Source organism: Chryseobacterium sp. PET-29 (assembly GCF_025736815.1).
GTDB classification, from domain to species: Bacteria; Bacteroidota; Bacteroidia; order Flavobacteriales; family Weeksellaceae; genus Chryseobacterium; species Chryseobacterium nepalense.
The window spans coordinates 1,210,185-1,221,831 of record NZ_CP107053.1 but is presented as its reverse complement, the minus strand read 5'-3'; the positions used below and the strand labels follow the sequence as shown (position 1 = coordinate 1,221,831).

The following is an 11,647-nucleotide window of genomic DNA, read 5'->3' as shown; positions in this document are numbered from 1 at the left end:
TTACTAACATGGTCTGAGAGGTTATACGACCTATCTGTTACGGTAAATAACGCCTCCGGACCAATAAACAACGTCTCTCGATAGGTCCGGAACCTGTTTGGAAATATTTTTAATGGATCGAAATGCGGTAAAAACTCAGGAACCCGCTTTTATATAATGTAAAGATGCTTCAAAATTAAAAAATATCCTCAATTCAATAGGGGCGTGCTTAGCCCGCTTTTCTCTACCAAACACTACATTCGGTTTTAACCAAAATTTAAAAATAAACTTTACACAAATTCGAGCTCAATTTCTTTTTCAGGAATACACAATTCTTTATTAAAGCGAATAAGGAGTTAATAAATTTACGGTATTACGTAAAATATTCTATTCTGGGTTTTATTTAATGTATTATAAATCAATATTTTAAATCTTTAGGTTGTTTTTTGGCATTACTCAGGGAAATAAATATAACCTTTAAAATATTTTATCATGAAAAAAACTAAACCCATTATCGCAGTTGCTGTTTTATCGGCCCTTATGTTTGTTTCCTGCACAAAGGCAAGCAAATCAGAAAATCAATCCCAGGATGCAGCACAGACTACTACCCAGGCAAGAGCAGAATACATCGAAGTTGAGCCCAATGTAAGGCTTCACGTAACCGACCTAGGTGAAGGAAAACCGGTTGTTTTAATTCACGGATATCCGGTGAGCGACGCTTCATGGGAATATCAGTATCTTCCTTTAATCAAGGCAGGATACCGTGTAATCGGGATTACTTTGAGAGGATTCGGACAATCGGATAAACCATACGGAAAATACAATTACGACCAGTTTGCTTCTGATATTAAAACGGTTTTAGACAAATTGGATATCAAAGATGCTACATTAGGCGGGCACTCAATGGGCGGTGCTATTGCTTTGCATTACGTGGCAAAATATAACGCTGCTCACGTTAGCAAATTAGCTTTATTCGCTGCTGCTGCACCTGTTCATACCAAAAAACCGGATTATCCTTATCCATTATTTACCAAAGAAGAAATCACCAAATGGGTAGACCTTGTCAGCGTAGACAGACCTGGATTACTGAACACCATTGGTGAAAGATTCGTTTTATCTCCAACTTCTGTTTCACCGGGTATTGGTGCCTGGTTAGGCGGAATCGAAATGCAGTCATCGGCATATGCCATGGAACAGGCATTAATCGCTTTACGGGATGAAGATTTAAGAGGTGACCTGCCGAAAATTAAAATTCCAACGCTTATCATGCAGGCAAAACAGGACCGGATTGTGGCGTATGCTTTAGCAGAGCAAATGAACAAAGCCATCAAAGGATCTACCTTAATTCCTTTTGAAAACAGCGGACACGCATTATTCCTGGAAGAAAAGGATAAATTCAACGCAGAACTCCTTAAGTTTTTAAAACAATAATTAGCCCCGATTGCCTGTGGCTGAAGTTGCGGGCAATTTTTTTTAAGATTTAAATACATATTTAACCAAAATAAACTTTTATGAAACCATCTACAAACTTATTATCACCGGAGAATCACGCATTGGTACTGATTGATTTTGAAGGACAAATGGCATTTGCCACAAAAAGTATCGCCATCAGCGAATTAAGAAATAATGTCGCCATCATTTGCGGAGCATCAAAAATATTCAATGTTCCTACCGTTGTAACAACCGTTGCCGAACAAAGTTTTTCGGGTCCTGCATTTCCTGAAGTTCAGGAAGCCTATCCTATGGAAGCCTCAAATTATATCGATCGCACTACCATGAATACCTGGGAAGATGAAGCGGCTTACAAAGCCATTACAGGGACTCAAAAACAGAAACTTGTTCTTGCAGGTTTATGGACAGGGGTATGTATCGTAGGTCCAGCCTTGTCTGCGCTGGAAGAAAATTATGATGTATATGTCATTACAGATGCCTGCGGCGATGTAAGCGATGAAGCTCATGAAAGAGCTATACAACGTATGATCCACGCCGGTGTGAAACCTGTAACTTCTGTACAGTATCTGTTGGAGCTTCAGAGAGACTGGGCCCGTCAGGAAACTTATGTAGCGGTAACCGACCTGATGAAAAAGTACGGAGGATCGTACGGACTGGGAATTCACTATGCTCACAATATGCTGAATCATTAATATTTAAAATTAAAATGTTGAAGTCTTCATATTTCATATCCTGCCTCTCCGGAATTTTAATGGTTATCTTGTTTTCGGGAAAGATCTCTGCGCAGTCTTTTAAGCTGTTGCGATACGATGAAAACTATGAATATCTCAAAGATTCTTCAGACACTTTTTATAATAAGGTGAAATTTCTCCCGCTTAATAATGAGAAAAATATCTATTTATCTTTCGGGGGAGAAGCACGGTATGAATATGTAGATTTCAACAATGAAGACTGGGGCAGACTCAATCTCGGACACAATAACTTTTTCCTCCAACGGTATGATCTTCATGCAGATCTTCATTTGGGAGAACGTGTCAGAATATTTTCACAAGTGCGCAGTGCCTTGCAGAACGGAAGAAAAAATGGTCCACGAGGAATCGACGAAGATGAGCTGAATATTCAGAATCTCTTTGTTGATGTTAAAGCTTTTAAAAGCCAGGATAAAAATCTCGTTTTTCGTGTAGGAAGACAGGAACTGGATTACGGTTCCGGGAGGCTGATCTCAGTAAGGGAAGGTCCGAATGTCAGGCTTTCATTTACCGGAGCTAAACTGATGTATTCCCAAAAGAATTTTTCGGTGGATGCATTTGCGATGATGGCAGACAGCATTAATGCCGGAGTTTTTGATAATACAATATCTAAACAGCTTAATCTTTGGGGAGCTTATTCTAAAATCATCTTTCAGAAAGCCGGGAATCTGGATATGTATTATCTGGGAATCCGCAGGGATAATGCGGTTTTCGAAGCAGGAATTGCCAAAGAAAAACGACATACGCTTGGCGCACGTTTCTGGAAATACGGCGGTGGATTCATCTACAACCTGGAAGCCGCCTACCAGTTCGGAACTTTCGGGGATAAAGCGATTCGCGCATGGACAGGCTCGGTAGATCTCGGATATTTATTTGAAAATATAAAGTTTAAACCCAGCATTAATCTCCGCAATGATTATATCTCGGGAGACCGTTCCAAAGATGACAATACGCTTCAGACCTTTAATCCTCTGTATCCGAAAGGCGGGTATTTCGGGTTCAGTCCGCAGGTTGGACCAGTGAATCTTATTGATATTCATCCTTACGTTACGTTAGATCTTTCTTCAAAGCTTAAAATGCAGGCAGATGTTGTGTTCAACTGGCGATATTCTCTTCAGGATGGGGTCTACAGACCGAGCGGAGCCCTGAATCGTCCGGGCAGCAGCTCTGATAAAAGATATATCGGGACGGCATATTTAACCAATTTTACGTACAGTTTTAACAAATATATGGCATTGGTAAGCGGTATCCAGTATTTCAGGAAAGGAGCGTTCATTGAAGACATTATTCCCGGAGCTAAAAGCGGCGTGTTTTATAATATCCGTTTAGGCTTTAAATTTTAATTATCACTTAAAAAAAATAAACTTTCTATTTAACCACAATAGTATTTAAAAATCTTTGATTTTTATTCTTTTGAGAGCTTTGTTTATCTAAACTTTAAAATAATCTTTTGTCTCTTTTGCGGTTAAAATCAAATTAGTTTAAAAGGTAAATCACTAAAACTACTTATTATGCAAAATATAATATCAAAATATTTCGGAATCTCAAAAGTATTGCTTGTTGCAGTACTTGTAGGAGGTTCAATAACAAATTATGTTTCGGCTCAACAAACAGCAGACGCAAAAACGGCTGTCGGCACAAAGAAAGTATGGGGAACAGTAGATGGCGTGACCATTGAAGGTCTGGTGAACGGTCCTTCTGCAGCGGTGGCAGATCTCCAGATTGCCTGCATTTTTGAATATACGGAAGGTGATATTTTTAAATCTCCGGCACTTCCTGCAGAACTTAACGGAATGGTACACTTAGATGAGGCATTAAAAGGAATCATCACAGAAGTAAGAAAGACCGGAAAATTCAAAGGCTATGCTTTAGAAACATTACTGATGGATCCTCCGAAAGGAAGTATGGGTTCTAAAAAACTCCTGCTCATCGGGCTTGGCGACAGAAATAATTTCGATGCGGAATTAATGAAAAAAGTTGGAAGCGTAGCCATGAGAGAAGCATTAAGACTGAAAGTTCAGACCGTTTCATTTGCCAGTGACATTAAGGATGCCGGTATTGATTCTCCTACAGCACTTGTTGCCGGAAATGTAGTGTTAGGCGCATTTGATGCCTACCGCGCTCAGGCTTACCTTAATACTCAGCATGTATCAGAAAAAATGACCGTGAAAAAGCTGATCTTATTGGCCGGCCCTTCATTTTTTACGGTTGCCGGGGGCGGAATTAAAGAGGCGATTGATCAACTTAATGCTAAATAACCATGACAGCAGATCTTATTTTATATAACGGAAAAATCCACAGTTTCAGCAATGAAGCTCAGGATATTTCAGCAGTTGCCATTAAAGATGGAAAAATTATCGCAGTAGGAAATGACGGATTGACTGATCAGTTTGTCGGTGAAAAGACCAGAATCATCGACCTTAAAAAGAAAAGAGTGGTGCCGGGAATTAATGATTCGCATATTCATTTGATTCGCGGCGGACTGAATTATAATCTTGAATTAAGATGGGACGGCGTGCCTTCACTCGCCGATGCATTGCGTATGCTGAAAGAGCAGGTAGACCGTACGCCTTCTCCGCAATGGGTGCGTGTCGTTGGTGGCTGGTCAGAGTTTCAGTTTGCGGAAAGAAGAATGCCAACACTGGAAGAGATTAATGCGATTGCGCCTGAAACTCCTGTTTTTATTCTCCATCTTTATGACAGAGCATTGATGAACAGGGCTGCTTTGAAAGCAGTGGGATATACTAAAAATACACCAGCTCCTCCCGGAGGACAGATCGAACGTGATTCTAATGGAGAGCCGACAGGATTGATTATCGCAACACCAAATGCCATGATTTTGTATTCAACACTGGCTAAAGGTCCCAAGCTTTCTTACGAACATCAGCTGAACTCTACAAGACACTTTATGAAAGAGCTCAACCGCTTTGGAATAACGAGTGTTATTGATGCCGGCGGAGGTTTTCAGAATTTCCCGGATGATTACCAGGTGGTGAATGAATTGAATCAGAAGAAACAGCTGACAGTAAGAATTGCCTATAATTTATTCACACAAAAACCAAAACATGAGTTTGAGGATTTCAGTGAATGGATTGATACGGTAAAACTCTATCAGGGTGACGACATGTACCGTCACAACGGTGCCGGGGAAATGTTGGTTTTCTCTGCGACAGATTTTGAAGACTTTTTGCAGCCAAGACCCAATCTTCCGGAAAATATGGAGGAAGAACTCGAAAAGGTTGTTCGTTTGCTCGTTGAAAATCGTTGGCCTTTCAGGCTGCATGCTACCTATGATGAAAGTATCTCCAGGTTTTTAAATGTTTTTGAAAAGATCAATCAGGAAATTCCATTCAATGGGCTGCCATGGATTTTCGATCATGCGGAAACGATCAGCGAAAGAAATATTGAAAGAGTCAAAAATCTTGGTGGTGGCATCGCCATACAAAGCAGAATGGCCTATCAGGGAGAATATTTTACCGATCGTTATGGCTCAGCAGCTGCAGAAAATACACCGCCGGTAAAGAAAATGATTGCCATGGAAGTACCTGTAGGAGCAGGATCTGATGCCACAAGAGTGAGCAGCTATAATCCCTGGGTTTCTATGTATTGGTTAACAGCCGGTAAAACGGTTGGCGGTCTTCAGCTGTATCAGGAATCAAGGCTGGACAGAAGGACAGCGCTTGAACTTTATACCAAAGGAAGCGCTTGGTTTTCTCAGGAGCATCATAAAAAAGGAGATATCAAAGTAGGAATGTTTGCCGATCTGGCAGTTCTTGATAAGGATTATTTCACCATCGATGAAGAAGATATTAAAAATATTGAAGCTGAAATGACGATGGTAGACGGTAATATTGTTTACGCAAAAGGAGAATTTTCATCATTTGCGCCACCTTCTGTTCCCATTCTTCCGGAATGGTCGCCGACGAATCTGTATAACGGCTATTATCCTGTAGGAGGACACACTCAGAAGGAAATTGAAAAGAATTCAAAGTCAGCACATAAAGTACCGCTGACTTCCCAGATTCACAGTTGTGCAGGAAGTTGTGGTGTTCATTCCCACAATCATGATCAGGCAAGGATGAGTAATCTTCCCGTTAATAATTATCATGCGTTTTGGGGAGCTTTAGGATGTTCATGTTTTGCTTTTTAAATTAAAATTATGGAAATTATACAACAGATTCTCCATTCAGATGTAGGATCATCATTTAATAACGTATCGTTGTTGGCCTTCAGAATACTGCTGGGATTTGAACTCTTCAGAGTACACGGACTGAAAAAATTCAGACTGGAAAACGGAAAAAAGGAAGTCATTCCTAATCCTTTGGGACTGCCAACAAAGCTGAATGCCCTCGTAGCTTCTTTTGCCGATCTGGTAGTACCTTTTTTAATTATTCTCGGCTTGGGAACGCGGCTCGCGGTACTTCCAACAATTGGCGTGACAGCTATCGGATATTTCGTAGTTCACAGAAAAGATTCTCTGGAAGTACGGGATGTTCCTTTCATGTACACCTTATCTTTATTGTTAATTCTTGCTTTAGGTGCAGGAACATATTCACTTGATTATTACTTATTAAATACACTTTAAGAAAATGAAAACTTCAATTGGAATTAAAAATGAAAATTTAGCAAAAGTTGCTGAAGTATTGGTAAAAGTATTGGCAGACGAATTCGTGCTGTACACCAAAACAAGAAAAGCCCACTGGAATGTGGAAGGCGCAGATTTTTACAACAAACATCTGTTTTTTGAAGCCCAGTATCAACAATTAGATGAAATGATCGATGGCCTTGCAGAAAGAATAAGAACTTTAGGACATTATGCACCGGCTACTCTGAGAGAATATCTTGAATTAACACATCTTTCGGAACATCATCTTGATGCTAATGACAGTTTTACTTACATCAAAGAACTTCTTTCTGATCATGAAAGTGTTTTAATTCATCTTAGAGAAAATATCAATAATTTTGCTTCTGAATTTCATGATGCGGGAACCAGCGATTATATCACAGGTTTAATGGAAACTCATGAGAAAATGGCCTGGATGCTGCGTTCACATTTAAAATAACCTTATGGAGACCAAATCAAATATAGCTTGGGTAACTCTGCTGCTGACCATGATTGCAGGGTATTGCGATACGGTAACCTTTGTTTCAGCAGATTCTATTTTTTCCGCACACGTGACCGGTAACTTTATTGTGTTTGCCTATCAGCTGATAAAAGGATCTGAGCTGAATGCATGGGTGAAACTGCTGACTTTCCCCATATTCATTATGGCTGTGATTACAGGCGGAAGAATGGCATACAGATTTACCAATCATTATTTTATTATGTTTTGGGAAGGTTTGTTGCTGCTTCTAAGCGGAATTTTTGTAGCCGTATTTACGTATCTGGGAATTTTTGAAAAATGGATGATGTATGCCGTAGTGATGGCCACCGTATTTGCGATGGGGTTGCAAAATGCATTCGGAAAGCTTTACGCTAAAGAAACTTACGGGCCAACTACCATGATGACGGGAAATGTGACGCAGGCCTCTCTGGATTTCGGAAATTTACTAAAAAACGGTTTCAAAAATCCTGATGCCATAACCAGCCTGAAAAAACAGATGATAACCATCTTTGGCTTTCTTACCGGATGTTTCCTGGGAGCTTTTGCGGGGAAGCAGTTCGGGTTGATAACACTGATTGCTCCGGGAATAGGAATGCTGATCTGTTATTTTTACCATCGTAACAATTCAGAGTTTAAAATTTAGATTAGATTTGATAATCAATTATCTTTAGCAAATGAAGTCCAATCCTTATTTTTTTATTAAATCTCCGGTAGCGATATTCCGTTTACCATTGGTTTTTGTTCTTTTAAGTATTTCTTTGAAAGCCCAGACGAAGGAGAATCCGTATCTGTTATCAAAACAGATTAATTCTTCACAGAATGATAAGGAAAAAATTAAATTATACCTCAGGCTGGGAGAATATTATGTAACAAAAGCAGGAGAGAAAAAAAAAGATCTGGACAGTGCCGCAATCAGCAACAAACAAGCGCAAAAGCTAAGTTTGAAACTAAATGATAAGCTAAGCCTTGGAAAAGTGATGCTTCTGGATGCCAAAATAGATAAAGACAGAGGAAAATGGGACCTTGCTATTTCTAAAATGAAAAAGTCATTAAACTATTTTCTTTCTCAAAATATGCAGGAGCAGGCCGGAGATGCCTATAATGAACTTTCTTATATGTATACCAATGATTCCGGAAGTTTTGAAACTAAGGTAGAACTCAAGAAAAAGGCGATCGAATGTTTCGGAAAATCTGGTGTATTGGTTAAGAAAGCAGCGGTCCTTAAAGATTTAGCTGAACTTTATAGTGTCATAGATAATCCGGATGAGGCGATAAAACTCCTTAAGCAGTCCCTGTCAGCTTATCAGTCGGCCAAATACAAAGATATACACACGGTGTATAAGCTCTTGTCTCTTGCAGAAGCCCAGAAAAGTAATTATAATGAAGCACTGAAATATGCACATTTAGCAGAAAAAACAGCGGAAAAAGCAGGTGATTATTCTACGGAGCTGGCTTCTATTTATAATCAGATAGGGCTTGTTTATTACTACCTGAAAAAAAATCAGCTGGCTTTAGACTATTGGGAAAAAGGATTGGTTGTCGCGAAAAAGAATAAAGATAAACCATCGGTGAGATTAATTGCTTCCAATATTTCCACAATGCTGATCCGGCAGAAAAAGTTTGATGAAGGTATTGCGATCATTAAAGAGTACAAAAAGCTTTATCCGCTTGATGATAAAGTATTTGAAATGAGAGAAAATTATATTTTATTTCACACGTATACTACTCTCAGACAGCTTAAAAATGCGGATAAATATTATAAAAAACTGATAGAATATTACGGTGAATACGGTGAATACGGAGGAGGCCAGACAACGGTATTGCTCAGTTTTGCGATGTATCGTCTGTATAAAGACGATTATCGGGCATTTTATAAAAGTGTAAAATTGTTAGATTCCATAAATGCTAAAACGGGAAATGACATGGTGCGGGCACAAAATTTTATGCTTTGGTTTAAAGCAGACAGTACACAAGGTAAATATCTGGACGCCATTAAACATTATCAGTTGTATAAAAAACATTCGGATTCTGCTTTTAATGGTGAAAAAAGCAGGCAGATCAATAGCCTTCAGATTCAGTTTGATACTGAAAAAAAAGACAAGGATATTCAGCTGTTGACTCAAAAAGGGAAACTACAGGAAGCACGCATCAGTACAGACAGTATTCTGCGATATGTTTTTATCGGAAGTATCATTGTCCTTATCCTTTTTGCAGCGCTTTTGTATAACCGTTCAAGGCTTAAAAACCGGGCGAATAAAACACTGGAACTAAAACGTCAGCAGATCGATGAGCAGAATGAACAGCTTAAAAAACTTCTTGGTGAAAAAGAATGGCTCCTGAAGGAGATCCATCACCGGGTAAAAAATAATCTACAGATTGTTATCAGTCTGCTGAATACGCAGTCTGCATATCTTGACAATGAAGATGCTTTAATGGCTATTCAGAACAGTCAGCACAGAATGCATGCCATGTCACTGATCCATCAGAAACTTTATCAGTCTGATAATCTGGCAACAATTGATATGTCATGGTATATCTATGAGCTTATCAATTACATTAAAGAATGTTACTCGTCAGAAAAAAATATCAGCTTTGTAATGGATGTGGATAAAATATTTCTGGATGTTGCTCAGGCAGTTCCCCTGGGGCTTATTCTTAATGAGGCAGTAAACAATACCATTAAATATGCTTTTCCGGACAGCAGAAGAGGAGAAGTGCAGGTTTCATTTAAAAAATCAGAAAATGGAGAATACAAACTGATGATTTCTGACAACGGAATTGGACTTCCTGATGATTTCAATATTGATGAAACAGAATCTCTCGGAATGAATCTTATGCGCGGACTTACCGATCAGCTGGAAGGAAATTTCACCTTAGAAAGCAGAAACGGATTAAAAATTACAGTCAACTTTAGAAAAACTACAGATGTTGATGATCAGAATATCAATATCGTAAGACAATAATGAAAGAAAAAATTTTAATTGTAGAAGATGAATTTATCGTAGCCAATGATCTTAAAATCATGCTTAAAAAGGCGGGCTATCAGGTGACGGGAATAGCCTCTTCCGTGCAGCAGGCCAGAAAATCAATACAGGAAAAAAGACCAGACTGGGTACTGATTGATATTATCCTGAAAGGCGACCTCACAGGAATTGATCTTGCGTGGGAACTGCGAAAAATTAATCTGCCGTTTCTCTACATTTCTGCCAATACCAACCAGTCAATACTGGAAGCAGTAAAGGAAACACAGCCTTACGGATTTATGGTAAAGCCTTTCCGCGAACGTGATCTGATGGTGATGCTGGATATCGCAAAATACCGTTACGATATTGAAAAAAAATCCGGGATTGCAGATGTTCCGGCTCCTCAGAAAATAGAAGGAATCATTGGTAAAAGTGATTCGCTCCAGGAAGTGATTGAAAAAATAACAGTAGTAGCCCCTACCGATACTTCGGTTCTTATTGTTGGCGAAAGCGGTACCGGAAAAGAAAAAGTAGCTCATGCCGTGCATGAACTGTCAGACCGTAAATCAAATCCGATTGTTATTGTAAACTGCGCTGCTCTTCCGCATTCTCTCATAGAATCCGAGCTTTTCGGTCATGAGAAAGGAAGCTTTACCGGAGCAAATTCCATGAGAATCGGGAAATTTGAACAGGCCAATGGCGGAACGATATTTTTAGATGAAATTGGTGAGCTTCCTCTGGATTCCCAGGTAAAGCTTCTCCGGGTCCTTCAGGAAAAAGAAATAGAACGCCTGGGAGGAAATAAAACCCTGAAAGTGAATGTCAGAATTGTAGCGGCAACAAACCGTTCCCTTGAAAAAGAAGTCGCAGAAGGAAGATTCAGGCTGGATCTTTATTATCGCTTAAATGTATTTCCGGTAGAACTTCCGCCGTTGAGAGAAAGAAAAGAAGATATAGAACTGCTTGCCCATTTTTTCCTTAAAAAATATGCATCAGCTTCTAAGAGAAATATTAATTCAATAAACGGCAAAGCAATGGAACAGCTCCTGGGTTATTACTGGCCGGGAAATATCAGGGAGCTGGAACACCTTATCGAAAGAAGCGTTCTCCTTGCTAAAACTTCAGAAATTGAAAATTTTGATCTTCCTAAAAACACTGAAGTAAAATCTGATATCAGTTCGGGAGTATTAAAATCAATGGAAGAAATGGAAAGAGAACACATTATGAATGCACTCGAAAGTAGCGGCGGGAAAGTTTCCGGCATTGGTGGTGCAGCAGAGCTGTTAAAAATGCAGCCTCAAACTTTATACTCTAAAATGAAAAAACTGGGAATTGATAAAGGGTACAGATAAGCAGTGACAATTAACACATTCAATAGGTCATTATCCTGAGCCTGTCG

General features: G+C 39.3%; 10 protein-coding genes. All 10 read left to right on the top strand.

The window, feature by feature from the left end; genetic code table 11:
- Nucleotides 1-471 precede the first annotated feature (471 nt).
- The 10 genes from ODE14_RS05415 (at nt 472) to ODE14_RS05370 (ending at nt 11,600) form a co-directional block, all read left to right on the top strand.
- Complete coding sequence (locus ODE14_RS05415; protein WP_263603255.1) at nt 472-1,410, top strand: alpha/beta fold hydrolase; 939 nt, start codon at nt 472-474, stop codon at nt 1,408-1,410.
- Between the two features lie 80 nt (nt 1,411-1,490).
- Entirely contained in the window at nt 1,491-2,123 is a 633-nt protein-coding gene (locus ODE14_RS05410; protein ID WP_263603254.1) for a hydrolase, read from the top strand.
- A 14-nt stretch (nt 2,124-2,137) separates the two neighbouring features.
- Nucleotides 2,138-3,523, top strand: a complete 1,386-nt coding sequence (locus ODE14_RS05405) for an alginate export family protein (protein ID WP_263603253.1) — start codon at nt 2,138-2,140, stop codon at nt 3,521-3,523.
- Between the two features lie 168 nt (nt 3,524-3,691).
- Nucleotides 3,692-4,438, top strand: a complete 747-nt coding sequence (locus ODE14_RS05400; protein WP_263603252.1) for a M17 family peptidase N-terminal domain-containing protein — start codon at nt 3,692-3,694, stop codon at nt 4,436-4,438.
- Nucleotides 4,439-4,440: 2 nt separating this feature from the next.
- Entirely contained in the window at nt 4,441-6,330 is a 1,890-nt protein-coding gene (locus ODE14_RS05395; RefSeq protein ID WP_263603251.1) for an amidohydrolase, read from the top strand.
- A 9-nt stretch (nt 6,331-6,339) separates the two neighbouring features.
- Nucleotides 6,340-6,765, top strand: coding sequence for a DoxX family protein (locus ODE14_RS05390; RefSeq protein WP_263603250.1), 426 nt, complete (start codon nt 6,340-6,342; stop codon nt 6,763-6,765).
- Nucleotides 6,766-6,769: 4 nt separating this feature from the next.
- A complete protein-coding gene (locus ODE14_RS05385; RefSeq protein ID WP_263603249.1) occupies nt 6,770-7,243 on the top strand; it encodes a Dps family protein in 474 nt (157 codons plus the stop codon).
- 4 nt (nt 7,244-7,247) lie between these two features.
- A complete protein-coding gene (locus tag ODE14_RS05380; protein WP_263603248.1) occupies nt 7,248-7,928 on the top strand; it encodes a YoaK family protein in 681 nt (226 codons plus the stop codon).
- A gap of 31 nt (nt 7,929-7,959) precedes the next feature.
- Nucleotides 7,960-10,248: a histidine kinase dimerization/phosphoacceptor domain -containing protein gene (locus ODE14_RS05375; protein ID WP_263603247.1), complete on the top strand. Its 2,289-nt coding sequence runs from the start codon at nt 7,960-7,962 to the stop codon at nt 10,246-10,248.
- On the top strand, nt 10,248-11,600 hold the full coding sequence (locus tag ODE14_RS05370) for a sigma-54-dependent transcriptional regulator (RefSeq protein ID WP_263603246.1): 1,353 nt from the start codon (nt 10,248-10,250) through the stop codon (nt 11,598-11,600). Before ODE14_RS05375 ends, ODE14_RS05370 begins: the two co-directional genes overlap by 1 nt.
- Nucleotides 11,601-11,647: the final 47 nt, after the last annotated feature.

Bases quoted from the DNA above. Each gene is read 5' to 3' on its own strand.
- ODE14_RS05415 (WP_263603255.1), top strand. From the start codon at position 472: ATGAAAAAAACTAAACCCATTATCGCAGTTGCTGTTTTATCGGCCCTT.
- ODE14_RS05395 (WP_263603251.1), top strand. From the start codon at position 4,441: ATGACAGCAGATCTTATTTTATATAACGGAAAAATCCACAGTTTCAGC.
- ODE14_RS05385 (WP_263603249.1), top strand. From the start codon at position 6,770: ATGAAAACTTCAATTGGAATTAAAAATGAAAATTTAGCAAAAGTTGCT.
- ODE14_RS05380 (WP_263603248.1), top strand. From the start codon at position 7,248: ATGGAGACCAAATCAAATATAGCTTGGGTAACTCTGCTGCTGACCATG.
- ODE14_RS05370 (WP_263603246.1), top strand. From the start codon at position 10,248: ATGAAAGAAAAAATTTTAATTGTAGAAGATGAATTTATCGTAGCCAAT.
- ODE14_RS05375 (WP_263603247.1), top strand. From the start codon at position 7,960: ATGAAGTCCAATCCTTATTTTTTTATTAAATCTCCGGTAGCGATATTC.
- ODE14_RS05390 (WP_263603250.1), top strand. From the start codon at position 6,340: ATGGAAATTATACAACAGATTCTCCATTCAGATGTAGGATCATCATTT.
- ODE14_RS05410 (WP_263603254.1), top strand. From the start codon at position 1,491: ATGAAACCATCTACAAACTTATTATCACCGGAGAATCACGCATTGGTA.
- ODE14_RS05405 (WP_263603253.1), top strand. From the start codon at position 2,138: ATGTTGAAGTCTTCATATTTCATATCCTGCCTCTCCGGAATTTTAATG.
- ODE14_RS05400 (WP_263603252.1), top strand. From the start codon at position 3,692: ATGCAAAATATAATATCAAAATATTTCGGAATCTCAAAAGTATTGCTT.